The organism is Variovorax robiniae (genome assembly GCF_037889955.1).
Classification (GTDB): Bacteria; Pseudomonadota; Gammaproteobacteria; order Burkholderiales; family Burkholderiaceae_C; genus Variovorax; species Variovorax robiniae.
In genome coordinates, this window is sequence record NZ_JBBKZS010000026.1 from 37,102 (window position 1) to 63,148 (window position 26,047).

The following is a 26,047-nucleotide window of genomic DNA, read 5'->3' on the forward strand; positions in this document are numbered from 1 at the left end:
CGCACTCTCCTCCGATGGCGTCGATGCCTTTGGCCAATTGACAAATCAATTCGGATCAATGGCGAGGCCTGCATGGGCAAATGCAAACGATTCGGAGATTTGGCCGGGGGAATAGCGTGACCGAATCACTTGCGCTCCCAGACGCGGCACGTTGGCGGCACATTGGAATGAATAAATTGCAATTGTGCGAATTGAATTAACAGTTTTCGCAATTGAGAAATCACAACCTTTGGTTGTGATCCTTTAGTTGTCATGATTTACTTGGAGGATCGAGTTTCGAGCTATTAACGTTTTTCTGAGAATTGTCAATGAATAAGAATCATCGTGTCGTCTGGAATGAATCGCTCGGCACCTATGTTGCCGTCCAGGAGACCGCCAGGGGGCGCAGCAAATCCAGCACACGCAGCAAGCTGTCGCACGTGTTGCTGGGCGCCGCAGCGCTGGCGAGCGGACCGGCCATGGCGCTGGACGTCACCATCGCGGAAGACTGGACCAGTGCAAAGAACAGCAACAAGGTCGGCGAAACCGTCTTCACGTCGAGCGGCACCAACAGCCTCACCGGTCCCGCCAATTTCCAGACAATTCCGGCCGGCTACTACATCCCCTGGGCCGATGCGATATCGCAGGGCTATGCCACCGCCCCGAATGTGGCGGGCAAGATGCAATTGGTCGTCGGCGCGAAGAATGCAACGGCCACGGTGCCCGATCCGATCACCGGCAATCTGCAATCGCTGCCGGTCTACAGCGCGTCGTCATTCACCCAGGGGCCGATCGGCACGGCCTTTGTCAACGCCTATTTCGTCAATGCGGTGCAGATCTTCCCGAAAGACGCGCCGGCCTATGTCGACCTGCGTCTGGCAACCGTCCAGAACGGCACGCTCAATGTCGACCTGGGCAGCAGTCGCCTCGACCTGAATGCCGCCAAGCAGACCGCGCTGGTCTACGTCGACGGCACCACCGCCAACAGGACCGAGGCGGTGTGGCAGTCGGGCAACTACGTGAGGTTCGGCGACGCCTACCAGATCACCGCCTCCCCGGCACAGACGGCCGCGCGCGACCAGACCTTCGATGCCGTGGTCTACAACGGCACCTTCAACGTTACGGATGCCAGGGGCACGACGACCTCGCACACGGTGACCGACCTGGCCTCGCTGGCACAGTACAACGACTGGCTGGTTCAGGAGATCCAGGCTGGCCGCATCGACTACTCGAAATACGACGCGAGCGTGAAGCTGGCCTACGGCGCGTCGCCCGTCAGCGTGCACATCATGCCGACCGGCAGCGATACACCGCTGCCGCCCAACGATCCGCTCTACATCGACGCCGGCAGCCGGGCCTTGCTGCTGGCGGTGGGCAAGAACGCCACGGCACGCATCGCCAATCCGGCGGGCACCACCGTGGAACTGGCGGATGGCGACGCCTTGCGCGGCGATCAGGGCGCCACCGTCGTCAACGACGGCCGGGTCGCCGTCACGGCGGGCACGGCGCGTCCCTTCGTGGTCCAGAGCGGCTCCCAGGGCGTCAACAACGGCGTGGTGACGGTGGGCTATGCGTCCACGGCGGCCGATGCCTCGGCGCCGGGCGTGGTCTACATCGGCGGCAACAGTTCGGTCGACGGTGCGGGTTCGGTCCTGACCAACAAGGGCATCTTCAACGTCGGCGCGGTCAACACCGACACCCGCGCGCTCACCGGCTTCTCGCGCATCGACGTGACGAACCAGGGCACCTTCATCAACGAAGGCGCGATGAACATCGGCGCCAACGATTCCGAACTGGCCAGCCCGGTGCTGGGCGTGATGGCGAGCGGCGGCAGCAGGGTCGTCAACACCGCGACCGGCGTCATGTACCTGGGCCGCGAGGCGGCCGGTTCGATCACGCCGGGCAGCCTGGCCGGCAGCATGGCGGCGGGCGGCACCGACACCTCGGTGCGCGCGGGCGGGCAGGCCGTGGTCATCCGGGACAGCAGCCAGTTCGTCAACGATGGCTACATCGGCATCGGCAGCGGCATGCAGGACGCCACCGGCCTCCTGGTGCAAGGCGTGACATCGGCCAGCGTGGTGAACAACGGCACCATCGACGTCGAGGGCGCGCGCGAGGGCTCGCCGCTGGAGAACCGCGGGATCTGGGTCCAGGGCGACACCGGCAGCTCGATCATCAGCAACGCCGGCACCATCAACCTGCTCGGCACCAACGGCGTCGGCCTCAAGGTCACAAGCGGCGGAAAGGCATCGAGCACCGGCACGATCAACCTCGGCACCTCGAGCGACAAGGACCTGCCCAACTATGGTGTGTGGGCGGAGGGCACCGGCAGCACGGTGACGCTCGGCGGCGCGGTGAACCTGAGCGGCGACAACGCGATCGGCGTGCATGCCCGGGCGGGCGGCACGATCGACGTGAACGGCGGCACGGTCACGTTCAATGACGGGCAGCGGCAGGTCGGCTTCTTCGCCCACGGCGTGGGCTCGGTGGTGAACATCAACAATGCGCCGGACGGGGGCGCGCTGGAGGTCTCCACGAAGAACTCGACGCTGTTCCGCATCGAGGACGGCGCCACCATCAACAACGCGACCTCCGCGCCGCTGGTGGCCTCGGGCGAAGGCTCGACCGCGATCCTCGTCACGGGCGTGGGCTCGACCGCGAACCTGGACAACATGGACCTGACCGTCTCCGGCAAGGGTGCCACGGCGGTCAAGGTGGAAGGCGGCGCCACGGGGTCGATGACCGGCGCAGCCGAGGTCCTTTCGTTCCGCGACGACACGATCGCCGTCTCGGTCGACAACAACAAGTACGACCTGGGCGGCAACATCGTCGGACAGGGGGCTTCCAGGTTCACCAACACCGCCAACATCACGGTGGACGACACCGCACTCAACGTGACCGTGTTCCAGGTCAAGAACGGGGCGGAGCTGAGCAACGCCGGCGACATCGACCTGGCGAATGGCACCGCCATCGAGATCACCGGCGCCGGCTCGCGCGTGACGCCGATCGACGGCAAGGCCGGCACCATCACCGTGCACGACGGCAAGGCCGGCATCTGGGTGCACGGTGGCGGCACGCTGACGACGTCGGACACCATCACGGTCGACAAGGGGGCCTCCGGCGTTCTGATCGGCACGGATGCAGGGCGCGTCGTGCTGACGAAGGACGCCTCGATCATCGGGCTCGGCGGTGGCTTTGGAAATCTGGTCACCAACCAGGGCAAGGCAGGCAACACGCTGCTGGACGGCACCTTCCTTGAAATGAAAGGCAGTGGCGCTGCGCTCTTGACCGAGAACAACCTCGACGCGGCCTCGCATGGCACGATCCTCGTGAGCAGCAACACGGCCGGCAAGGGGCTGGCGCTGACCCATGCCGATGGCACCGCCACGGACGGCGATCTCAGCGTCGGCAATGCCTTCGACATCAGCGTGACGGGCAATGGTTCGGGTGTGTTCGCCAACACGACCGGCGACCTGACCGTGACGAGCAAGTCGATCAACGTCAGCGGAACGGGCCAGGGCGTGCTGGTCAAGTCAGCCGACACGGTCCTGATCGGCCAGGAGGCCAACATCGTCGGCACCGATCCGGGTGCCGTGCTGGTCCAGGGCTCGCCCAAGACGCTCGTCAACCACGGCACGCTGCAGGGCGTGGCGGGCTTCAACGCCGTCGTGCTGGACGACAGCGGCCATGCCTTCGAAAACACCTCGGGCGGCAATGTCACCGGCAATGTCATGATGGGCAACGGCACCAACACGGCCTTGCTCGCCGACAGCTCGATCACCGGCAACCTGGTGGGCGGCACGGGGCAGGACACGGTGACGGTGCGCGGCAACGCGGTCCAGGTCACAGGCCTGCTGGATGGCGGCGTGGGCAGCGCGCGCGACACGCTGGTCCTCGACAACGTGCAGATGCGCTACGACAGCGCGACCAGCCCGATCCGCAATTTCGAGAACGCCAGCCTGACCAACGGCTCGGTCGTGACGCTGAAGACGGCGCTCAAGCTGGACGACAACCAGGCCGACACCGGCATCCTCAGCATCGACAAGAGCAGCACCTTGGCTACCGCGACCGGCGGCGCCTTCGCGCTGAACAACAAGCTCGCGGGCACCGGCACGGTCGTGACCGATACCGCGGGCCAGGCCTTCGACTTCACGAGCAACGTCGGCAGCGCCTTCGCGGGGACGGTCCAACTCGGCAACAGCACCTTTGCGCTGGGCGGCGCCAACGCTGCGGCCCTGCAGAACGCCACGCTGGAACTCGGCCCGCAGAGCATCACGACGGTGGCCGATGGCGAGCAGAAGATCGGTGGACTCAAGTTCAGCGGTGGCACCGCGCTGTTCAATGGCACGGTACCTGACTACAAGGTCGCCGTGAGCTCGATCACCGTCGGCACGCTGGATGCGAGCGGCGGGGGCACGGTCCGCGTCAATGTGCCGGTGCCCTACGACGCCGTGACGCCGACCGTGGACACCCGGGCTTCGCTGATGGAGCAGGATGACGCGAACATCGGCCTCAAGCTCGTCAATGCGGCGTCCACCGTGGGCACCGGTGGCAACCTCGTCTTGCGCGACCAGGGCGGCCAGCCCATTGCGGAGAAGCGCACGCTCGACATTGCCCAGGGCGGCGTGGTCGTCGCGAAGGGCGACTACGACTACCGGTTGGCTGTCCGTCAGGACGACGGCCTGTACGTCAACTACGGCCTGACCTTGCTCGACCTCCAACAGGGCCAGACACTGACGCTGCAGCAACGCAGCGGTGCCACCGGCGCCGCTGCCGACCAGTCGGCGCGGATCACGGGCACCGGCAACCTGGCGATCGACGCCGGCTCCGGGCTGGTGTCCTTGTCGAACACGGCCAACGACTACAGTGGCCAGACCACCGTCGTCGGTGGCGCGCTCCAACTTGCGGCCGACAACGCCCTGGGCAACACCAGTTCGCTCAACCTCAAGAACTCGACGCAGGCCCAACTCGCCGGCCACACGCAGGCGATCGGCCAGTTGCAGTCGGACGCGGGCTCGATGCTGGACTTTGGCGGCGGCACGCTCGACATCGCCAACGGCGGCCGGGTCGATGGCGGCATGACGGGCACGGGCCAGCTCGACATCAACGGCGGGACGCTGGCCGTTTCAAGTTCTAACGCTTCCATGACGGCGGCAAGCTTCATCGCCCCGGGCGCCGTGGCTTCGATCAAGCAGGTGGATGGCCTGGGCAGCGGCGCCATCGCCGACGCCGGCACCCTGGTCTTCGACGGCGCGCAAGGCACCTTCGTGAACATGGTGGGCGGTGCCGGCAACGTGGTCAAGAACGGCCCGGGCGCGGTGACGGTGAACGACAACGTGCAACACACCGGCCGGACCGACATCAACGGCGGCACGCTGATCACGCGCGGCAGCTTCGGTGGCGTGGGCGCGGGCGAAGTCACGGTGGCCCAGGCCGGCGTGCTGTCGGGCACGGGCACGGTGAACGGCCATGTGACCAACTACGGGACGGTGGCGGCCTTCAATGCGCTGGGGGCGATGCCGAACCCGGGCAACAGCGTGTTCACGCTGGCCGGCGGCTTGATCAACAACGGCATCGTGAACCTGGCGGGCCCCGTCGGCAGCACGCCGGGCAACAACCTGGTGGTGCAGGGCGGCTATGTCGGCAACGGCGGCAGCCTGGTGATTCGCACGGTGCTGGGCGGTGATGCGTCGCCCACCGACAAGCTTGTGATCGACGGCGGCAGCGCCACCGGCTCGACCGGCTTGGTGGTGAGGTCCGCGGGTACCGCTGGCATGCAGACCCGGCAAGGTATTCGTGTGGTGGAAACGCGCAATGGCGCCACCACGACCACTGACGCCTTTGCGCTGGACACGCGCTCGAGCGGCTACCGCTTCGGCAGCAACGCAATCGCTTCCGGCGCATTCAACTATCGGCTCGTGCGCGGGGGAGACGGTGGGCAGGTGCAGGATTGGTACCTCGTGAACACGTCCAGTCTCATCGCCTTCAGGCCGCCGGGCGGCGGCGGTGATTCGGTGCAGCTTCCCGCGTATCGCCCGGAAGTCGGTGCTTATCTGGCCAATCGGCAGGCTGCGTTGCAGATGTCCGTGCACACCTTGCACGAGCGGCAAGGCCAGGCGCCCGGACAGGAAGGCAAGGACCTCAAGGCATCGAGCGACAGCAACGGATGGCTGCGCGTGGTGGACTCGTTTGCCAGTCGCGACGGGGCGAGCCCGTTGTCCACGCTCGGCAGCCGCACCTACATCCTGCATGGCGGCGCGGACCTGGCCCGCTTCAACGTCGGCAGCGAAGGCAGCCTCCGGATCGGCGCGATGGGCATGTACGGCAGGACGCAGAGCAGTTCGATCAACGCCGACGGCAGCTCGGCCAGCGGCTCGGTCGACGGCTTCAACCTGGGCATGTACGCCACCTGGTACGGCAACCGCGACATCCTCTCCGGCCCCTATGTGGACGCGTGGATCCTGGGCGGCTCGTACAAGAACAAGGTGCAGGGCCTGGGCCTGGCGAAGGAGTCGTACCACTCGCGCAGCATCACGGCGTCGCTGGAAGCCGGCTATTCGTTCAAGATCTTCGACGACGGACAGCGCCAGACCTATATCGAGCCCCAGGCGCAACTGATCCTGCAGGACCTGCGCGCCAGCAACCACCTCGAGTCGACGAACACGCTGGTGTCGGGCCTGAACGTCAGCGGCCCCACCACGCGTATCGGCGTGCGCGTCCACGGCAACACGGACAACGACGCGGGCAACAAGCTGATGCGTCCGTTCGCCGAGGTGAACTGGTGGCGCGGCACCGCGGCCGACAAGTCGATGATGTTCGATTCCGATCGCATCGTCGATCGCATGCCCAGGAACCGCTTCGAAGCCAAGATCGGCCTGCAGGGCAACCTCACGAAGAACGTGAGCGTCTGGGGCAGCGTGGGCGGGGAATTCGGCGCGCGCAACTACACGGTTGGCAAGGCGCAGGCCGGGGCGAAGTACAGCTGGTAGGCGGCGCGCGCCCGCGCAGGATCAATCGGCGATGAGCTTTTCGATCGTGCGCAGGTTGCGCGTGGTGGTGCTGGCCTTGTATTTCTGCTTGGCCAGGAGCTTGGCGACGGGGGTGTCGGTGCTGCTGCCGCGCGGGCATTGCCAGTAGAGCACGCCCTTGCCGGCTTGCAGGCGTTCGATGGCGGGGTCTGGTTTTCCGGCCAGGCCGGTCAGTTCGTCGAGCGCCTTGGCGTCGGAGCTGAAGACGACGTAGGGATGGCGCTCCTCGTCGATGCGTTCGAAGGGCCAGGCAGCCGCCACGGCCGCGAGTTGCGCCTGCGTCTGCAGCACGATCCACGCGTCATAACCGAAGCGCTCGCGCAAGGCGACTTCTATGCGCCTCTTGAGCGTCGCGGCGGCGCCGCTGTCGTCGAACAGCACGTTGCCGCTGGCGAGTACCGTGCGGACATTTGCAAGGCCGAGTGCTTTTTCGAACAGCGCCTTCAGGTCGGCGCTGCGGATGGTGATCCCATTCACGTTCACGCCACGCAGCAGGGCGACGTGGCGTGTCATGACGCAGGTGTCAGCGCAGCCCGCCGCCGGCAGCGGTTTCGGCGCGTTGGATGAGTTCTATCTTGTAGCCGTCGGGGTCCGTCACGAAGGCGATGACCGTGGTACCGCCCTTGACTGGACCGGCCTCGCGCGTGACGTTGCCGCCATTGGCCTTGATCTTTTCGCAGGCCGCGTAGGCATCGGGTACCCCGAGCGCGATGTGGCCGTAGGCGGTGCCGAGGTCGTAGCTTTCAGTGCCCCAGTTGTAGGTCAGCTCGATCTCGGCCTGCGCCGGATTGCCTTCGTAGCCGACGAAGGCGAGGCTGTACTTGTATTCGGGGTTTTCGGAGGTGCGCAGCAATTGCATGCCGAGCACCTGGGTGTAGAAGTCAATCGAGCGCTGGAGGTTGCCAACGCGCAGCATCGTGTGGAGGAGTCTCATGAACGCGATTATTGCGCTCCACCAGTGGCCCGGCAAAGCCGGTTCCACGGTGTTTCTGGAAATGGACCGCTTCGCTATGCGCCAGGTTGGCGGGTGGCAGTCCAGTGCGCGAGCTTGCCGGCGTGCATCGTGCCCATGTGGTCGGCCAGCGCATGGGCCTCGGCCTCGTTGTGCGTGACCAGCATGGCAGTCTGGCCGGCGGCGCGCAGGATGGTGCGGACCTCCGCGACCAGGCGCTCGCGGGTGGCACCGTCGAGGTTGGAGAAGGGCTCGTCGAGCAGCAGCAGGTCCGGCGACGGCGCCAGCGCCCGGGCCAGCGCCACGCGCTGCTGCTGGCCGCCTGAAAGCTCATGCGGATAGCGTCGCGCGGCATCGGCCAGGCCGACCAATGCCAGCATCTCGGCGATGCGTGCCTCGCGTTCCGGCGGGGCCATGCGGCGGAGGCCGAAGCCCACGTTGTCGTGGGCCGTCAGGTGCGGAAACAGCGCGTACTCCTGGAACATCATCCCGACGCGCCGGCGCTCGGGCGGCAGGTGCGTGGCGGCCGAGGACAGCAGCGTATCGCCCAGGCGGATGCTGCCGGCGCGCGCCGGCTCGAAGCCGGCGATGGCGCGCAACACCGTGGTCTTGCCGCAGCCTGAGGGGCCAAGCAGGCAGCCGATGTGCCCCTGCGCAACCGAGAGCGAGAAACCCTCGACGATGGTGTGCAGGCCATGCGCGCCGTCGTACGCAAGCCGCAGGCCCTCGATGTGCAGCGGCGCGGTCATGGCGCTGTGCCTCCAGTGGGTTGCTGCAACTGCGTGCGGGCCAGCCACGCGACCGGCAGCAGGCCGGCCAGCACGATGGCGAGTGCGGCCACGGCACCTTCCTCGTAGGTGCCGCGCGCAGCCTCGGCATAGAGCAGGGTGGCGAGGGTGTCGAAGTTCGCCGGGCGCAGCAGCAACGTGGCCGGCAGTTCTTTCATCGCATCGACGAAGACGAGCAGCGCGCTCGTCGCCAGCGCCGGTGCGAGCAGCGGCAGATGCACGCGGCGCAGGGTGCCGGTGGCTGTCTCGCCCAGCAGTCGGGCGGCCTGTTCAAGCGCGGGCGGAATGCGGCTGAGCCCAGCCTCGATGCCACCGACCGGCATCGCCAGGAAGCGCGTCGTGCAGGCGGCCACGAGCACGATGCCGGCGCTCATCAAGGGGAGGTTGCGCAGGCCCAGCACATCGGCGAGCGCGTTGTCGAGCGCGAGCGCGGGCGTGAGCAGCCCGATGGCGAGCACGGTGCCAGGCACTGCATAGCCCAGCGTGGCGATGCGGGCCGCACTTGCGTTGGCGCGCTGCAAGTCGCCGGCACGCAACGCGCGCGCACCCCATGCGACCACCAGCCCGCAAGCCAGCGCCGCCATGGTGACGCCGGCGGCCAGCATCAGCGTGTTGCCCAGGCTGCCAAGCAAGGCTGCCGACATGCCGTGCCCCAGCCGGAAGCGCTTGATGCATTCCCACACGAGGTAGAGCGCCGGTGCTGCGAAGCCGATGACGACGGGCGCCGAGGCCGCGGCGGTCGCGGCCCAGGCCGCCGGGCCATGCAGGCGGCGTGGCTGCATCGCGCGCATGCGCTGGCCCGATGAAAAGCGCTGGTGACGCCGGCCGTGCCGCTCCAGCAGCACCAGCAGCAGCACCGCCAGCAGCATCGTGCAAGCGATCTGCGCCGCGCCGGCCAGGTCGGAGCGCGTGATCCATGTGGTGTAGACCGCGACGGTGAGCGTGTTCACGCCCAGGAATTCCGAGGCGCCGATGTCGTTGATGGTTTCCAGCAGCGCCAGGCTCAGGCCCACGGCCAGTGCCGGCCGGGCGAGCGGCAACGCGACCCGGAAGAAAGCCTCGCTGCGCGTCGCACCCAAGGTGCGCGCCGCTTCGAGCAGATGAGCCGGCTGCGTCATGAACATGGCGCGCGCCGTCATGTAGACGTAGGGATAGAGCACGAAGCCGAGCACGAACACCGCGCCCGGCAGGGAGCGCAGGTCGGGCAGGCGGAAGTCGCGCGGGCTGTCGTAGCCCAGCAGCCAGCGGATCGCGCCCTGCACCGGGCCTATCGGGTGCAGCAGGTCGAGGTAGGCGAAGGCCACGATGTAGGTCGGCATGGCCAGCGGCAGCAGCAGCGCCCAGTGCAACACGCCGCGGCCCGGGAAGTCGCAGGTCGACACCAGCCAGGCGCAGCCGGTGCCGATCAGCAGCACCAGCAGGCCCACGCCGGCCAGCAGCAAGGCTGTGTCGACGATCGCATTCGGCAGCACGTACTGCGCGAGGTGCGCCCAATGCGCGGCCTTGCCGTTCAGCGCAATCCACAGCAGGGATGCGATGGGTGCGAGCACGCCCAGCGCGATCAGCAGCGATGCCGCGCGCCAGGCCGGCCCCACGGGTTGCAGTCCGCGCGGCGCGAGCCACGTCGGCAGAGCGGTCACCCTGGACTGTTCTCCAGCGTCACTGGTCGAAGGCGACCTTGTCCACCAGCGCGCTGGCCTGCTTGCGGTACTTGGCGATCTCGGCCACCGGCAACGGGTCGACCGTCAGTGCGCCGACGCTGTCGGCGATGATCGGATCGAGCGGCACGCCCTTGCGCACCGGGTATTCGTGGTTGGTCTGGGCATAGAGCAGCTGCGCCGGCTCCGAGACCAGGAACTCCAGCAGCTTGACCGCGTTGGCCTTGTTCGGCGCGTTCTTCGCGACGGCAGCGCCGCTGATGTTGACGTGCGTGCCGCCGCTCTTCGGATTGGAGAAGGTCGGGCGGATCACCTTGATGGCGTCGCCCCACTTGCGGTTGTCGCTGCCTTCCTTGGCGCTCTTCATCTGGCCGACGTAGTAGGAGTTGGCCAGGCCGATGTCGCAGATGCCGCCGAGGATGTCGCGCGCCACGTCGCGGTCGCCGCCGGTGGCCTTGCGCGCCAGGTTGGCCTTGACGCCGCGCAGCCACTGCTCGGTGTCGCGCTCGCCGTCGTGCGCGATCATCGCGGCGACGAGTGCCGTGTTGTAGGGATGCTGGCCGGCGCGGATGCAAACCTTGCCCTTGTACTTCGGGTTGGCCAGGTCTTCGTAGCGGAAAGTGGTGAGCTTGAGGTTCTTGTCGGCGTAGAGCACGCGGGCGCGCATCGAGAGGGCGTACCACTGGCCGTCGGCGCCGCGCAGGTTGGACGGCACGGCCGCATCGAGCGCGGCGGATTTCACCGGCTGCGTGACACCGCCGTCGACCAGGTCGAGCAGGTTGCCGATGTCCACCGTCATCAGCACGTCGGCCGGCGAGCGGGCGCCCTCGGCCTTCACGCGTTCCAGCAGGCCGTCCTTCACGAACACCGTGTTGACGTTGATCTTCGTCTGCGCCGTGAAGGCGGAGATCAGCGGCTGGATCAGGCCGGCCTCGCGCGTGGTGTAGAGCGTGAGTTCCTCGGCGGCGCTGGCCGGAGTGGCGAGCAAGGCGCCAGCCGCTGCAAGGGCGAGGCAGATCAGCGCACGCGGGGTGCGGGGCGAACGGGTCATGGTTCCTCCGGAGGGCAGTTGTTCTGATGGGCATCAGTGCCGCGCTGGACGCTGATGCGAATCATTATTAACTGCGTTTTCCCCGGTCCCGCGCAAGGGCCTTCGCGCCCTAAGCCCTTTCAGCGCTTGGGCAGTTCGAACACCAGGCAGGCGGTCGTGGCATGCGCGTACAGCGTGCCGTCCGGCCCGAACAGCCGGGCCTCTGCCGTGGCGAGTTGCTTGCCGCAGTGGATGACCTTGCCTTCGGCACGCACACGCTCGATCTTCGGCGTGAGACCCTTGACGTAGTTCACGCCGAGTTCGGCCGTGGTGTAGCCGCGGCCGGGCGGCATCATGGTGTGGACCGAGCAGCCCAGCGCGGAGTCGAGCATCGTCGCGACCCAGCCGCCGTGGATGGTGCCCAGCGGGTTCAGGTGCTGCGGCAGCGGCGTGCCCTGGAAGATCGCGACGCCGGGGCGGGCCTCGATGATGGTGAACTCCAGCGTCTTGGCGATGGCGGCATAGGGGATCTCGCCGGCCAGCATCATCTGCATGACTTCGAGGCCGGTCTTGCCTTCGATTTGATCGGGCCGCGCCAGGCCAGGGCCGGGGCCCGCGTCGAGGCGGGCAATGACTTCGCGCTCTTCGGCGAGCCACTGTTCCAGTACGTTTCTTTGCGACATGGTCTTTCCTTTACGGTTGCATATGCAATGATTGTAGCTACAATCAACGCCATGACGCAAATTTCCAAACCCCAAGGGTGTACGAATTTCAAGCTCCGCCAGTTGGGCCGCGTGGTGTCGCGCCACTACGACGCGCACGTCGCGGCGAGCGGCCTGAAGACTTCGCAGTACTCGCTGCTGTCGCATGTCATCCGGTTGGGCCCGTTGCGCCCGGTCGACCTGGCGCGTGCCATGAAGGTCGATGCGTCCACGCTCACACGCAACCTCAAGCCGCTGGTGGCCGCCGGTTGGCTGGTGCAGGGCGAGGGCGCCGATGCGCGCAGTCGCCTCATCGCCGTGACCGAGGCGGGGATTGCCAAGCGCAAGGAGGCGCAGGTGCACTGGCGCGAGGCCCAACTGGGCCTCAACAAGATCCTGGGCGTAGAGCGCGTGATCGCGCTGCACCAGCTCATCGACGAGTCGCTGGCGCTGCTCGGCGACGAAGAACCCGCCGAGCAGCCCGAGCACGTCGGCTGAGCGTTCCGCCCCTTTCTCCATTCATTCAAGCAGGGACCCCATGTTTGCCACCCAACTCTCCGCCTGGCTGCAACGTCGCGGCATTCACTACGGCTGGATCGTCGCCGCCGTCACCTTCCTGACCATGCTGACGATGTCGGCCGCGCTCGGCCTGCCGGGCGCGATGCTGAAGCCGCTGACCGCGGAGTTCGGCTGGAGCACGGAACAGATCTCCTCGGCGCTGGCGCTGCGCTTCGCGCTGTTCGGCCTGATGGGGCCGTTCGCGGCGGTGCTGATGGAACGCTTCGGGCTGCGTGCGGTGATGTTCGCGGGCCTCACGCTGGTGGGCACCGGCATGGCCCTGGTGACCGTCGCGAGCCAGTTGTGGCAGCTGTTCGTGCTCTGGAGCCTGTTGCTCGGCTTGGGCACCGGCATGACGGCACTGGTGCTGGGCGCGGTGGTGGCCAACCGCTGGTTCGTGGCGCGGCGTGGCCTGGTGGTGGGCATGCTGACCGCAAGCGCGGCGACGGGTCAGCTCGCCTTCCTGCCCTTCGCGGCCTGGATGATCGAGAACTGGGGCTGGCGTTCCGCCGTGGCGCCGCTGTTCGTCGGCTGCGTGAGCATCGCGGTGTTGGCGGTGTGCCTGGTGCGCAACCGTCCGTCGGACGTGGGGCTGCTGCCGTATGGCGAAGCGCCCGGCACGCAACCGGCGACGCCTGCCGCCGCGCCGATGGTCATGAACTTCGGCACGCCGTTCAAGGTGCTGGGCGAAGTCATCGGCAACAAGACCTTCCTGATCCTGGCCGGCACCTTCTTCATCTGCGGCCTCAGCACCAACGGGCTGGTGCAGACGCACTTCATCTCGCTGTGCGGCGACAACGGCCTGGGCGCCGTGCCGGCGGCTTCGGTGCTCGCGATGATGGGTGCCTTCGACTTCGTCGGCACGATCCTGTCGGGCTGGCTGTCGGACCGCTATGACAACCGCAAGCTGCTGTTCTGGTACTACGGCCTGCGCGGGCTGTCGCTGTTCTGGCTGCCGCATTCGGAGTTCTCGATCTACGGGCTGGGCCTGTTCGCGATGTTCTACGGCCTCGACTGGATCGCGACCGTGCCGCCGACGGTGAAGCTGGCCGGCGCGACTTTCGGGCCGCAGAAGGTGGGGCTGGTGTTCGGCTGGGTCTTCGCCGCGCATCAACTGGGCGCCGCGACGGCCGCTTACGGCGCGGGCTTTGCGCGCACGCTGCTGCTCACCTACACCCCGGCCTTGTATGCGGCTGGCGCGGCCTGCCTGCTGGCCTCGGTGCTGGTGATGATGATCCGTCGCCAGGCGCCGCAGGCGGCCAAGCCTGCCGGTCCCGCCGCGGCACGCGCCTGAACCGGGGGATTCCATGTCCAACACCGTGAATCCCGCGACGCCGCGCGCCGGCGGCAACATCGACCCGCGCACCCGCCTGCTGCTGGAGGCGCCAATCGTGCCCACGTTGCTGAAGCTGGCAGCGCCCAACATCCTGGTGATGGTCGCGCAGGCGGCCACCGGGCTCATCGAGACCTACTTCGTCGGCAAGCTGGGGCTCGATGCGCTGGCGGGCATGGCGCTGGTGTTCCCGATCGTGATGCTGATGCAGATGACCTCGGCGGGTGCGATGGGCGGCGGCATTGCGTCGGCGATTGCGCGGGCGCTCGGTGGCGGGCGGCGTGCCGATGCGGACGGGCTGGTACTGCATGCGATCGTCATCGCGCTGGGCTTTGGCGTGGCCTTCTCGCTGGCATTGCTGCTGGGCGGGCGCTGGCTCTACACCTTGATGGGCGGATCGGGCGCGGCGCTGGAGGCTGCACTGACGTATTCGAACTGGGTCTTCGTCGGCGCGATCCTGGTGTGGCTTTTCAACTCGCTGGCGGCAGTGATCCGGGGAACGGGGAACATGGCGGTGCCGGCGAACGTGATGGTGGCGGGCGTGGTGTTCCTGGTGCCGGCGTCGCCGCTGCTGATCTTCGGCTGGGGTCCGATCCCGGGCATGGGCATTGCGGGTGGCGCGGTGGCGTTGCTGCTGTACTACCTGCTGGGCACGATCGCGCTGGTGGTGTACCTGCGTTCGAAGGGCAGCCTGCTCAAGCTCAAGCTCACCGGTATCCCACTGCGCTGGGCGCTGTTTCGCGACATCTTGCGCGTGGGGCTGCTGGGTTCGGTCTCGACCTTGTCGACCAACCTGGCCATCGGCATCGCGACGGCGTTGGCCGGGCATTTCGGCGCGAGCGCCATTGCCGGGTATGGCACGGCGTCGCGCCTTGAGTACCTGCTGGTGCCGCTGGTCTTCGGGCTGGGCGCGCCGCTGCTGGCGATGGTCGGCACATGCATTGGGGCCGGGCAGCGTGAGCGGGCGATGCGTGCAGCATGGGCCGGTGCGGCGCTGGCCTTTGCGTTGACCGAGAGCATCGGGCTCGCGGCGGCGCTGTTCCCGCGACCCTGGCTGCAACTGTTCGGCAGCGACCCCGGCATGCTGGACACCGGCACGCAATATTTGCAAGCGGCGGGGCCGATGTATGGCTTCTTCGGCGTGGGGCTGGTGCTGTACTTCGCCTCGCAAGGGGCGGGGAAGCTGCTGTGGCCGGTGATGGGCAACCTGGTGCGCCTGGCTGTGGCTGCGATCGGCGGCTGGCTGGCCTTGCGCTGGGGCGGCAGCCTGGTGCAGGTTTTCGCGATGCAAGGCGTCGCGATGGTGGCCTATGGCGTGGTGATTGCATCGGCCATCGCGGGCGGTGCATGGTTCGGCCGCGTCGGCTGGCCGCGCACCACTTCCGGCATGTTGCAGCGCGTGCAGCGCGCTTGATTTTTCTACTACTGAAAGACGTCAATGAAATTGAAGGATTCCGTGGTGTTCGTGACGGGCGCCAACCGTGGCTTGGGCTTGGCCTTTGCCAAGGCTGCGCTGGCTGCCGGCGCACGCAAGGTCTATGGCGCGGCGCGCGACCCTGCCAGCATCACGCTGGCCGGCGTGACGCCGGTGGCTCTTGATGTGACGAACGCCGCACAGATTGAAGCGGCCGCTGCCGCGTGCAGCGATGTGACGCTGTTGATCAACAACGCGGGCATCTCGCGCGGCGGTGCGCTGCTGGGGCCGGCATCGGCCTTCGATGCGGCCCGTGCGGAGTTCGAGACGAACTTCTTCGGGTCATGGTCCATGGCCCGCGCGTTCGCGCCGGTGCTCAAGGCGAATGGCGGCGGGGCGATCGTCAACGTGTTGTCGGTGCTGAGCTGGCTCAGCCTGCCGAACGCGGCGACCTACAGCGCGTCGAAGTCGGCCGCATGGTCCTTGAGCAATGGCTTGCGCGATGCGTTGCGTGAGCAGGGGACGCAGGTCACGAGCCTGCATGTGGCGTTCATGGAAACCGACATGACCGCCGGCATTCCGGGGCCGAAGGCTTCACCGGAAGACGTGGCCCGCCAGGCGCTCGAAGGCGTGGAGGCGGGCCAGGTCGAAGTGCTTGCCGATGGGCTGACGCGCCAGGTCAAGCAGAGCCTGTCGAGCGACGCGCCGGCCTATGCGGTGGCGCGCTGACCGATTCGGAGTCCGATTCCGGAGTCTTGCGCCCCAGCATCGGAGGCACTCGGCGGGTGTTCTAACTGCGCTCAATAGCGGTAGGGATTGTCCGGCCGCCGGTCGTAGCGGTTCGGCACGCCGTCACCATCGCGGTCGCGGCGGTAGTACCCGCCGTGGCGCTGGTCCCATCGCTGCGCGTGATGACGGTCGTAGAAGCGGCGATCCGGCGGCGGGGGCGGGCCGTAGTAGATCGGTGCCGGGCGCACATAGACGGGTGGCGGCGGGGCCACGATCACCGGGGGAGGCGCTCCGAGGTAGATCTGTGCGTCGACGCGCGGCTGTGCTTGCGCAACGGTCCCGACGGCGCCGAGCGAAACAAGGGCCGCTGCGGCAACTGCGAAAACAAGCTTTTTCATGACAACTCCATGTAGAGCGATAAGTGCCCTCATGTTGACCCGCTTATGTGAACGGTGTGTAAGCGGAGAGCGAAGTGTCATGAAGTTTTGAAAGCCGTCAGGCTGCCCTCAGGGTTGTGCGTGGGAATCCGCTGACAACGCAATGCGGATCGGGCGCGTTATGGGCCTTTTCATTCGGCCGTGACGATGCCGCGCTACATCGCCGCGGACGCGCGGCCTCGCAGTTCAGCAACCGTGGTTGCGCCGGCGAGCGCCATGGCGCAGTCGAACTCGGTGGCCAGGATGCCGAGTGCATGGCGAACACCGGCCTCACCGCCTGCCGCGAGGCCATACAAGGTCGGGCGTCCCAACTGCACTGCATCGGCGCCCAGCGCAATGGCCTTCGCGATGTCGGCGCCATGGCGAAATCCGCTGTCGATGAGGATGGTCATGCGTCCTGCGACGGCCTCGACCACCTCGGGGAGCGCCTCGATCGTTGAGCCTGCTCCGTCCAGCTGGCGCCCGCCGTGGTTGGAGACGACGATGCCGTTCACGCCCGCTTCCAACGCCATCCGTGCGTGCTCACGCGAGGCGACGCCCTTGAGCACAAGCTGTCCGGGCCAGGCGCTGCGAAGCCACTCCAGGTCGTGCCAGGTGAAGGCGTCATTGATCTGGTGTTGCATGACCTCGGAGATGGTGGCGCCCGTTGGCACGTCGCCGACGACCTCGGCGAACAACCGGAGGGTGGGCGATCCCTCGCGCAACATCTGCCATGCCCATCGAGGGCGCCGCGCGGTATCGAACAGCTTTCGCATGGACCAGCGGAACGGAAGTGTGAAGCCGTTGCGAACGTCGCGGTTGCGTCGGCCGACCACTGCGGTATCGCCTGTGAGTTGCAGGACCTTGAAGCCCGCGCCATGGACGCGTTCCAGCAGCGCGCGGGCCAGTCCGCGGTCGCGCAGCATGTACAACTGAAACCAGCGCAGCGGGCCCGCCGCTTCGACCAAGGGTGCGAGGCCGACGGTGGCCGCCGTGCTCATCACGAACGGGATGCTCTCTGCCTTCGCTGCGCGCGCCAGGCAAAGGTCTCCTTGCACCCAATACGCGCCATTCATGCCGGTCGGGCCGATCACCATCGGCAGTGCGACGCGCTCGCCGAACAGGGTCGTCTCGACGTTTCGTCTGGACAGGTCGACAAGAATCTCCTGTCGCAAGTGGAAGGCGTCGAAGGCGCTGCGGTTGCGTCGTGCGGTGGCTTCGGATCCTGACGCACCGTCGATGTAGTCGAACACCATGCGCGGCAGCTTTCGCGAAGCGATGAGGCGCAAGTCTTCGATGCTGGCTGCGCGGTCCAGCGTTTGGGCAATGGTCATGGTAGGAAGGGCAGATCGTTATTCCGCACGCAGCCTGGCGCTCTGCACCAGCGCCTTCGACAGCAAGGCCTCCTCGTCGATGGCCTTCTGGAAGTCTGCGGGCGTGCCGCCCACGGTGTTGGTGCCGAGGGCTTCGATCGACGCCTTGGTGGCGGGGTCGGCGAGGATCTTGTCGAGTTCGGTGTTCAGTCGGGCAACGATGGGCGCGGGCGTGCCCTTGGGAGCGAGGATGCCCAGCCAGGTCACGTGCACGAAAGGCTTGCCGATCACTTCGGCGACGGTCGGTGTATTGGGCAATCCGGGCCAGCGCTTGTCCGACGTGACGGCCAGCGCCTTCATCTTTCCGGCCTTGATCTGGCTCAGCGCTGCGGACAGCGTCGACGTGACGACGGGAATCTGGCCGCCCATCACGTCCGCGAGCGCGGGCCCCGAACCCTTGTACGGCACATGCACCATGCTGATGCCTGCGCTTCGTTCGAACAATTCGAAGGCGATGTGACTGGGCAGGCCGATGCCCGGGCCGCCGAAGGCGATCGTCCCCGGCGTTTGACGCGCTTGAGTGATCATCTCCTGCAAGGTGCCGAAGGGTGCCGCGTTGGCTGCCACGAAGACGGAGGGACCACGCGTGAGTTCGACCACCGGCACGAAGTCGTCCAGCTTATAGGGCGGCTTCGCGAACAGGTACACGTTGAGCGCATGGTTGTTGCCCGTCAGCAGCAGCGTGTACCCATCGGCGGGTGCCTTCGCGACCGCCTCGGTGGCGATGTTGCCGCCACCACCGCCTTTGTTGTCGATGATGACGGGGTGGCCCAGGGCGCGGCCGAGGCGGTCGCCCATCATGCGTGCGACGGCGTCCGCGCCACCACCGGGCGAGGAAGGAACGACGATCTTGATGGGCTTGTCTGGATAAACGGCTTGGGCCGGAAGCGCCAGTGCAAGCGTTGCGGCGGCAAGTGCCAGGAGGCATGCGCGGCGAGGCTTGAAATTGAGTCGGGTCATGTTGTCTCCGTTTCGGTCTTGATCAGGCCACGGGCTGAAGTTCACGGTGCAGGTGCACCACACCGGCGTCGGCCAGCCGGTCGATGTCGCTCGCCGCATAGCCGAGTTCGCGCATCACTTCGGCCGTGTGCTGTCCATACAAGGGCGCACCGCGACGCGTCACGCCGTTGCCGTTGGAGAACTTGATCGGCAGGCCGAGCGCGTCGATCTCGCCGGCCACCGGATGGTCGACGCGGATGACCATGTCGCGTGCCCGTGTCTGCGGGTCGTCCAGCACCTGCTTCATGTTCTTGACCGGACCGGCAGGCACGCCTGCGGTCTCGAACACCGTCACCCAGTCGTCGGTGCTGCGTGTGCGCAGGACGACGGACATGGTTTCGACGAGTTCAGCCAGATGCTTCATGCGCGCGCCGTTGGTGGCAAAGCGTGGATCGGTAGCCATGTCGGGCAGGCCCAGCGCCTTGCAGGTGCCGACCCACGTGGCCTGGCTCATCGCGCCGATGTTGAGCCAGCCGTCCTTTGTCGGGAAGGCCTGGTAGGGCGCTGCAACGGGGTGGGCCGAGCCCATCGGCCCTGCCGACTGGCCGGTGGCAAAGGCGAGGGCGACGGGCCAGTAGGTGTGCACGAGCGAGGCTTCGAGCAGCGACGTGTCGATGTACTGGCCTTCACCACTGCGAAGGCGTTCGATGTAGGCGGCGAGGATGCCGGTCGCCGCCAGGATGCCCGCCGTCACATCGCCGACCGGCACGCCGACCTTGACCGGCGGCCGGCCGGGGCCTTCACCGGTCAGGCCCATGAGCCCCGACATGCCTTGCGAGATCAGGTCGTAGCCCGCGCGCTGCGCATAGGGGCCGGTGATGCCGAAGCCGGTGATCTTGCAGTAGACAAGGCCGGGATTGGTCTCGCGCAGTCGGTCGAAGGAAAGGCCCATCTTTTCCATCGTGCCGGGCCGGTAGTTCTCCAGCACGACATCGGCCTTGTCGATCATCCGCCGCACCATGGCCTGACCTTCGGCGCTCTTGAGATCGACCGCGACACCGCGCTTGTTGCGGTTGAGGATCATGAAGGACGCGGATTCGCCGTGGATCTCGGGCGGCACGGTGCGGCGCGTATCGTCACCGCCCGGCAACTTCTCGACCTTCACCACGTCGGCGCCCATGTCGGCCAGCAGCAGGCCACCGACCGGACCGGCCATCACATGCGCGAGTTCGACCACACGCAGCCCGGCGAGCGGGCCTTTTCTCTTTTCAGTCATCACTTTCCTTCGAATGCAGGGGGACGCTTGGCGAGGAAGCTTTGGTAGCCCTCGATGAAATCCTGGGTGTCGTAGCAGGCATAGCCCTCTTGCTGCTCTGCGTCCGTCAAGGGCGTGGGCAGGCGCAGGCGCGCGACAAATTGCTTGTGCCAGCGCGCCGACAGCGGGGCGCCGGCGACGATGCGGGCGATGGTCTTCTTCAGTTCCTCGTCGTACTGCGACGCAGGCACCACGCGATTGACGATGCCCTTCGCATACGCCTCCGCAGCGCCGATGACGCGGCCTTCGAGCAGCAGTTCGAGCGCGACCTGCGGGCCTGCGAGGCGCACCAGGCCTTCGAGTTCGGGGTAGGCCAGCACCGCGCCCAGGCGCGCGATCGGCACGCCGAAGCGCCCGTCCTCGCTGCTGATGCGAAAGTCGCAACCGGCCGCCAGTTCAAGCCCGCCACCCACGCACACGCCGCGGATGGCTGCGACGGTGGGGATGGGGCAATCGCGCACCGCATGCATGGCCCGATGGCCGTGCTTGCCGAAGGCGATGCCCTGTTCTTTCGTCGAGCGGATCTGCTCGAACTCGTCGATGTCGGCACCGCTGCCGAAAGCTTCCGTGCCGGCGCCACGCAGTACCAGGCAGCGAAGGTCGCGCTCTTCGGACAGTGCCAAGACCGCGTCGCCCATCGCGATCCACATGGCCTGGCTCATGGCGTTGCGTTTGGCCGGGTTGTCGATGGTGATGGTGGCGACGTGCCCGTCACGCTCCACAATGATGTTTCCGCTCACGCGTTGGTCTCCTTTGAATGGTGCAAGTCTGGGACCGCGCGGCCGGCTTGAAAAATACCGATGGGGGCTACCGCCATACATCGGCGGTATGTTCGGGACAACCCTGTGGAGACCGTGCCTTGGAACTGCGTCAGCTCAAGTACTTCGTGCGCATCGTCGAGGCGGGAAGCGTGTCTCGCGCATCGCAATCGCTGCACGTGGCGCAGCCGGCGCTGAGCCTGCAGATCAGCCACCTGGAGGAAGAACTCGGCACCAAGCTGCTGACCCGCAGCGTGCGCGGCGTCACGCCCACCGATGCGGGTGCGGCCGTCTACCGGCAGGCACAGCTCATCCTCAAGCAGATCGAGGCCACGCAGTTGATCGCGTCTCAGGCGGACCTCGGGCCGGCGGGTCCGGTGGCTGTCGGATTGCCGTGGACCGTGACATCGGTGATTGGCTTGGCGCTGGTGCGCGAGGTGCGTGATGCGCTGAAATCCGTGCGACTTGAAATCACCGAAGGGCCGAGCTCCATGCTGGCCACGCTGCTGGCGCAGGGCAAGCTGGACCTCGCGGTGCTCTTCGACAACACGACGGATGGTGGCCTGGTGATGAAGAAGGTGGTGTCCGAGCCCTTGCTGCTGGTGGGGGCCAAGGGCACGCTGGCCGGCCGTGATGCGATGTCGCTCACCGAAGCTGCCGGGATGCCGCTGTTGCTGCTCAGCCGTCCCAATGGCATTCGCGAGGAGATCGAGCGCATCTGGGCGGTGCAAGGTCTCAAGCCGCAGATGGTCGCGGAGATCAATGCACCGGGACTGCTCATCGATGCGGTGCAGGCCGGGCTCGGTTACTCGGTGCTTCCGTCCTGCGCGATGGAAGAGCGGCTTCAGAAGGGCGAACTGGATGCGATCGAGCTGGAAGGCGGCGCGCTGACGCGCACGGTTTATCTCAGCACCTCGCGGCTGTTCGCGCCGACGCGTGCGGCGGAGCATGTCCATGCGCTGGTCGAGCGACTGATGCGTGAGTCGATCGAAACGGGAAAGTGGAATGGACGGTGGCTTGCCGGTGAATGACGTGAGCTTCGAGTCATCGATTCAAACCACCTCGAACTTCACAAGGTCGAAAGGGTGTCGCGCCAGCCTCCCCGTGGCCTGCAATTCCGCGAGCAGGCCGTCAGGCACGGGGATTCCCTCCTTGCGGCGAAGTGCTTCGCAGGTCGCCTGCCGCTGCCCGGGATAGCGTGAGTCCGGCCCCGAGGCTTCGAGGTAGTTCTGGAGCCAGGCGTTGAGGCTTTCGTTGAATGCATGCTCTCCGATGACGAGCGCCGGGTTGATGACCACGAGGAATGCGCTCACGTTGGATGCGGAGCCCTTGCTGTGATTCTCTGTCCGTGCCTCAGGCAGGATCACGCCATTCAGGCTGCCCGCCAGGCACTCCACCAGCATCGCAAGGCCCATGCCCTTGTGGCCTGCGACCGGTTGCATCGCACCCCGCAAGGCCGATGCCGGATCGCTGGTGGGCATGCCATCAGGACCGAGCGCCCAATCGCCCGGAATCGCATCACGTCCTTCGCGCAATGCCTGCATGACATGGCCTCGCGCAACGACGCTGTGGGCCATGTCGAACACGAGGGGCGCACGGCCTTTCACGGGACACGCGAACGCGATGGGGTTGTTGCCGATTGCCGGTGCGTTCGATCCGGGCAGGGCCATGATGGGCGGCGTTCTCTGGCAGAGGATCGCCAGAAGGCGTTGCTCCGCAGCCGGCAACAGCAGGGTTCCGAGTGCGCCGAGGTGGCCCGTCGATTCGACGCGGCACGCTACCAGCGCAGTCGTGCGAGCCGCAAGCAGCATGCGTTCAAGGGCGAAGGGAAGCACGGCCTGGCCGAGGCCGCCATCACCGTGGCAATGCATCATGCCGTCGCGCGACTCAAGGCGAATCGAAGGGCGGGCGTTGACTTCGCCCGACTTCAGTTTCTCCGCGTAGAGCGGCAGTCGGGAGATACCGTGGGTATCGATGCCGCGAAGACTGGTTCGGACGAGCACATGCGCGGCGGTGCGCGCCGCTTTCTCGGCAACGCCCTCATGGACCAGAACGTGGGTGGTCCAGGTCAGAAGCTCCGCGTGATCGCACAACACCATGCGTCCTTCAAGGCCGCGCAGGCAGCACCGTGCCGCGACACTCGCCGAAGCCGATGCGCCGGAAGCCCTCGCGCTGGCAGTAACCGCGCAGGATCACAGTGTCGCCGTCTTCCAGGAAGGTCCGCGTCTCGCCGTTGGCCAAGTGGATCGGCCGCTTGCCGCCATCGCTGAGTTCCAGCAGCGAGCCGCCTTGTCCTGCCTCCGGCCCGGACAAGGTGCCGGAGCCGAACAGGTCGCCCGCTCGAAGGTTGCAACCATTGACCGTGTGATGCGCCACCATCTGCGCCACCGTCCAGTAGGCGTCGGCGTAGTTCGAGCGCATCAGCCGCTCTCCGGGCGAGCCGGCCTTCTGCATCGCGGGTGTCTGAAGCCAGACCTCCAGTTCGATGTCGATGGCGCCCATTGCGCGGTTGGTTGGTGAGTCGAGGTAGGGCAAGGGTCGCGGATCGCCTTCGGGCCGGGTGAAGGTCTTGCGGTAGGGCGCGAGCGCTTCCAGCGTCACCATCCAGGGGGACAGCGTGCTCGCGAAGTTCTTCGACAGGAACGGCCCGAGCGGCTGGTATTCCCATCCCTGGATGTCGCGTGCGCTCCAGTCGTTGAACAGTGCGATGCCGAAGACATGGTCTTCGGCACTGGCCATAGGGATGCGCTCGCCGAGGATGTTGGGGCGCGAGATGAAGACGCCGATCTCGAGTTCGTAGTCCAGGCGGGCGCAGGGGCCAAACGTTGGGCTGTCCGAGTCGGGTGTCCTGGTCTGGCCGACCGGCCGAGGGAAGCTGCAGCCGCTGACGCCAATCGAAGATGCGCGGCCGTGATAGCCGATCGGCACCCACTTGTAGTTCGGCAGCAAGGGGTTGTCGGGACGGAACTGTTTGCCCACCGTGGTGGCGTGGTGGATGCTCGTGTAGAAGTCGGTGTAGTCGCCGATCTCGCAGGGCAGGCCCATCTGCACATTGGATTGCGCGATCAGTGCCGAGCGGAATGGCTTCTCATGCGGGCTTCCGCGACGCAGGCCCTCCGAGATCGCTTGCCGGATCGCCTGGCGCGCGTCGCGCGGCAAGCGCATCAACTGGTTCATCTGCGAGTTCTGCACGATGCCGGCCCGGCGCAGGTCCAGGACCTGGTCGCCGATGGCCACGCCGATGCTCCAGGTGCCATCGTCTTCGCTGCGATAGCGGCCGAAGGGCAGGTTCTGGATCGGGAAATCCGTGGCCGGGTCGTTGGCGGATTCGAGCCAGCTGGTCAATGCGGCGTCATGCGTGCCATCTGTGGTGGTCATGATCAGTGCGAGATTTCTTCGAGCGTGAGCCCGTTGGTCTTGGGGCCGAACACGCCGATCGAGACAACGACCGCCAGCATGCAACCCGTGATGCCTGCGAACACCCCGACCACGCCGAGGTCACGCAACAGGAAGGCGATCAGGAAACCCGACAACATGGCGCCGGCACGGCTGGCCGAATAGACGAGGCCATTGGCACGGCAGCGAACGCTGGTCGGGAAAAGCTCGGCCTGGTAGGTGTGGTAGCTCGCGGAGATGACCTGGCCAGCCAGGCTGATCAGCACGCCGAACACGATCAGCAGCAGCGGGTCCTTCATCTGTCCGAACAGGATGCCGAACACGATCACGGCCAGCGCAGGCACGACGATCAGCCACTTGCGCTGCACCTTGTCCGCGATCGTCATGGCGAGCAGCGGACCGATCGGCAGGGCGAAGGCAATCACGAAGGAATAGAGCAGGCTCTTGGTCACCGTGATGCCCTGGCCGATGAGCAGCGTGGGCACCCAGTTCGCGAAGCCGTAGTAGCCGATCGCCTGAAAGAAATTGAAGACGATCAGCATGATCATTCGCGAGCGATAGGGCGCCTGCAAGAGGGCGCTGAAGGCGGCGGTCGCGGGCTTGTCGAAGACCTTGGGCGGCAACGGCGCGGGCAGCGGCTGTCCATGCTGTGCGGCGACCTTCTGCTCGATGCGCTTGACGATCTCGTCGGCCTCCTGATAGCGGCCTTTCTGTGCGAGCCAGCGCGGGCTCTCCGGCACGGCGCGACGGATGAACCACACCACGATGGCGCCGGCACAACCGAGCAGCACCACCCAGCGCCAGCCGTCGATGCCGAACAGCGTGATCGGTACCAGCCAGTAGGAAAGAATCGCAGCCACGGGTGCGGCCGCAAACATCACGGCCTGGTTGAAGGCCATGGCCCGGCCGCGCATGTGCTGCGGTACGAGTTCGGTGATGTAGGAGTCGATGGTGATGATCTCCACCCCCACGCCGATGCCGGTGATGAAGCGCCAGAACACGATGCCTTCGCCAGTGTGTTGCAAGGCCATGATGGCCGAGCCGACGCAGTACCAGAGCAGCGAATAGGTGAACACCGCGCGGCGCCCGAAGCGATCCGGCAGGAAACCGAGAAAGAACGTGCCGACGAAGAGGCCCGCGAAGGTTGCGGCAATGAAGCCTGCGATGCCATCGAAGCCGAAAAAGGTCTCTGTTGTGGTGGAGAGCATGCCGCTCTTGGCCATGCCGGGTGCGATGTAGCCGGTGAAGATCAGGTCGTAGATCTCGAAGAAGCCGCCGAGCGAGATCAGGAAGACCAGCAACCACAGGTGCCGCGTGATGGGCAAGCGGTCCATGCGCGCGGTGATGGCCGCGGCAGATGCGGGGTCCACAGGGACCGGAGAAGTGGTTGCCAACCCGGCAGGGTTCGCGGTGAGGGTCGGGGGCATCTTGTCTCCTGGGATATCGAAAAGCGATTCGTGAAGATCAGCTTCGGTGGCCGCACGGGCGCGCCTGTCCTCCTGCGACACCGCGGCGCACTGCCATCTGCAAATGAAGGTGCCTGCTGCTGGCAGGCCGGGATATCAGTCGGCCTGCAGCACGCCGCGGCGCACCTGGTCGCGCTCGATCGACTGGAACAGCGCCTTGAAGTTGCCTTCGCCGAAGCCGTCGCTGTAGTCACCCTTGCGCTGGATGAATTCG

The 26,047-nt window shown here is 66.5% G+C and carries 20 protein-coding genes and 1 pseudogene; 6 read left to right on the forward strand and 15 right to left on the reverse strand.

Annotated elements, in window-relative coordinates; all coding sequences use genetic code 11:
* Positions 1-308 precede the first annotated feature (308 nt).
* Positions 309-6,968 (forward strand): autotransporter outer membrane beta-barrel domain-containing protein, encoded by a 6,660-nt coding sequence (locus tag WKW79_RS32350; RefSeq protein WP_340339339.1) that lies wholly within the window; start codon positions 309-311, stop codon positions 6,966-6,968.
* Between the two features lie 21 nt (positions 6,969-6,989).
* Here WKW79_RS32350 and WKW79_RS32355 read toward each other — a convergent pair whose 3' ends face one another.
* From WKW79_RS32355 to WKW79_RS32380, 6 genes are all read right to left on the reverse strand, one after another.
* Entirely contained in the window at positions 6,990-7,520 is a 531-nt protein-coding gene (locus tag WKW79_RS32355; RefSeq protein ID WP_340339340.1) for a DUF1697 domain-containing protein, read from the reverse strand.
* Between the two features lie 10 nt (positions 7,521-7,530).
* Positions 7,531-7,941: a lactoylglutathione lyase gene (gene gloA, locus WKW79_RS32360; protein ID WP_340339341.1), complete on the reverse strand. Its 411-nt coding sequence runs from the start codon at positions 7,939-7,941 to the stop codon at positions 7,531-7,533.
* Between the two features lie 74 nt (positions 7,942-8,015).
* Positions 8,016-8,708 (reverse strand): ABC transporter ATP-binding protein, encoded by a 693-nt coding sequence (locus tag WKW79_RS32365; protein WP_340339342.1) that lies wholly within the window; start codon positions 8,706-8,708, stop codon positions 8,016-8,018.
* Positions 8,705-10,387 carry an ABC transporter permease gene (locus WKW79_RS32370; protein WP_422823999.1) on the reverse strand — a complete coding sequence of 561 codons (1,683 nt, stop codon included), beginning with the start codon at positions 10,385-10,387 and terminating at the stop codon, positions 8,705-8,707. The genes WKW79_RS32365 and WKW79_RS32370 overlap by 4 nt, the downstream gene beginning before the upstream one ends.
* Before the next feature lie 19 nt (positions 10,388-10,406).
* Entirely contained in the window at positions 10,407-11,456 is a 1,050-nt protein-coding gene (locus WKW79_RS32375) for an extracellular solute-binding protein (protein WP_340339343.1), read from the reverse strand.
* A 119-nt stretch (positions 11,457-11,575) separates the two neighbouring features.
* Positions 11,576-12,118: a PaaI family thioesterase gene (locus tag WKW79_RS32380; protein ID WP_340339344.1), complete on the reverse strand. Its 543-nt coding sequence runs from the start codon at positions 12,116-12,118 to the stop codon at positions 11,576-11,578.
* A 51-nt stretch (positions 12,119-12,169) separates the two neighbouring features.
* Here WKW79_RS32380 and WKW79_RS32385 point away from each other — a divergent pair, with 51 nt between their 5' ends.
* Genes WKW79_RS32385 through WKW79_RS32400 form a run of 4 tightly spaced genes read left to right on the forward strand, consistent with a single transcriptional unit; the run spans position 12,170 to position 16,170 of the window.
* Entirely contained in the window at positions 12,170-12,634 is a 465-nt protein-coding gene (locus WKW79_RS32385; protein ID WP_340339345.1) for a MarR family winged helix-turn-helix transcriptional regulator, read from the forward strand.
* Between the two features lie 40 nt (positions 12,635-12,674).
* Entirely contained in the window at positions 12,675-13,988 is a 1,314-nt protein-coding gene (locus WKW79_RS32390) for an MFS transporter (protein ID WP_340339346.1), read from the forward strand.
* Between the two features lie 13 nt (positions 13,989-14,001).
* Entirely contained in the window at positions 14,002-15,441 is a 1,440-nt protein-coding gene (locus WKW79_RS32395; protein WP_340339347.1) for an MATE family efflux transporter, read from the forward strand.
* A gap of 24 nt (positions 15,442-15,465) precedes the next feature.
* Complete coding sequence (locus WKW79_RS32400; protein ID WP_340339348.1) at positions 15,466-16,170, forward strand: SDR family oxidoreductase; 705 nt, start codon at positions 15,466-15,468, stop codon at positions 16,168-16,170.
* 71 nt (positions 16,171-16,241) lie between these two features.
* Here WKW79_RS32400 and WKW79_RS32405 read toward each other — a convergent pair whose 3' ends face one another.
* The 5 genes from WKW79_RS32405 to WKW79_RS32425 form a co-directional block, all read right to left on the reverse strand.
* The gene (locus tag WKW79_RS32405) at positions 16,242-16,568 is read right to left on the reverse strand and encodes a hypothetical protein (RefSeq protein WP_340339349.1); all 327 of its coding nucleotides are present in this window, start codon (positions 16,566-16,568) and stop codon (positions 16,242-16,244) included.
* Positions 16,569-16,762: 194 nt separating this feature from the next.
* A complete protein-coding gene (locus tag WKW79_RS32410) occupies positions 16,763-17,920 on the reverse strand; it encodes an alpha-hydroxy acid oxidase (RefSeq protein WP_340339350.1) in 1,158 nt (385 codons plus the stop codon).
* A gap of 18 nt (positions 17,921-17,938) precedes the next feature.
* A complete protein-coding gene (locus WKW79_RS32415; protein ID WP_340339351.1) occupies positions 17,939-18,919 on the reverse strand; it encodes a tripartite tricarboxylate transporter substrate binding protein in 981 nt (326 codons plus the stop codon).
* A 22-nt stretch (positions 18,920-18,941) separates the two neighbouring features.
* Positions 18,942-20,174, reverse strand: coding sequence for a CaiB/BaiF CoA transferase family protein (locus WKW79_RS32420; RefSeq protein ID WP_340339352.1), 1,233 nt, complete (start codon positions 20,172-20,174; stop codon positions 18,942-18,944).
* Positions 20,174-20,953 carry an enoyl-CoA hydratase/isomerase family protein gene (locus WKW79_RS32425; protein WP_340339353.1) on the reverse strand — a complete coding sequence of 260 codons (780 nt, stop codon included), beginning with the start codon at positions 20,951-20,953 and terminating at the stop codon, positions 20,174-20,176. The genes WKW79_RS32420 and WKW79_RS32425 overlap by 1 nt, the downstream gene beginning before the upstream one ends.
* A 119-nt stretch (positions 20,954-21,072) precedes the next feature.
* On the opposite strand from WKW79_RS32425, the gene WKW79_RS32430 reads away from it, so the two are divergent.
* Positions 21,073-22,002: a LysR substrate-binding domain-containing protein gene (locus WKW79_RS32430; RefSeq protein WP_340339354.1), complete on the forward strand. Its 930-nt coding sequence runs from the start codon at positions 21,073-21,075 to the stop codon at positions 22,000-22,002.
* A gap of 21 nt (positions 22,003-22,023) precedes the next feature.
* Here WKW79_RS32430 and WKW79_RS32435 read toward each other — a convergent pair whose 3' ends face one another.
* The 4 genes and pseudogenes from WKW79_RS32435 to WKW79_RS32450 form a co-directional block, all read right to left on the reverse strand.
* Positions 22,024-23,070, reverse strand: coding sequence for an Ldh family oxidoreductase (locus WKW79_RS32435; protein WP_340339355.1), 1,047 nt, complete (start codon positions 23,068-23,070; stop codon positions 22,024-22,026).
* Positions 23,071-23,077: 7 nt separating this feature from the next.
* Entirely contained in the window at positions 23,078-24,349 is a 1,272-nt protein-coding gene (gene fahA, locus WKW79_RS32440; RefSeq protein ID WP_340339356.1) for a fumarylacetoacetase, read from the reverse strand.
* 2 nt (positions 24,350-24,351) lie between these two features.
* Positions 24,352-25,794: an MFS transporter gene (locus WKW79_RS32445; RefSeq protein WP_340339357.1), complete on the reverse strand. Its 1,443-nt coding sequence runs from the start codon at positions 25,792-25,794 to the stop codon at positions 24,352-24,354.
* A gap of 135 nt (positions 25,795-25,929) precedes the next feature.
* A pseudogene (locus WKW79_RS32450) lies at positions 25,930-26,047 on the reverse strand (4-hydroxyphenylpyruvate dioxygenase); the annotation flags it as partial.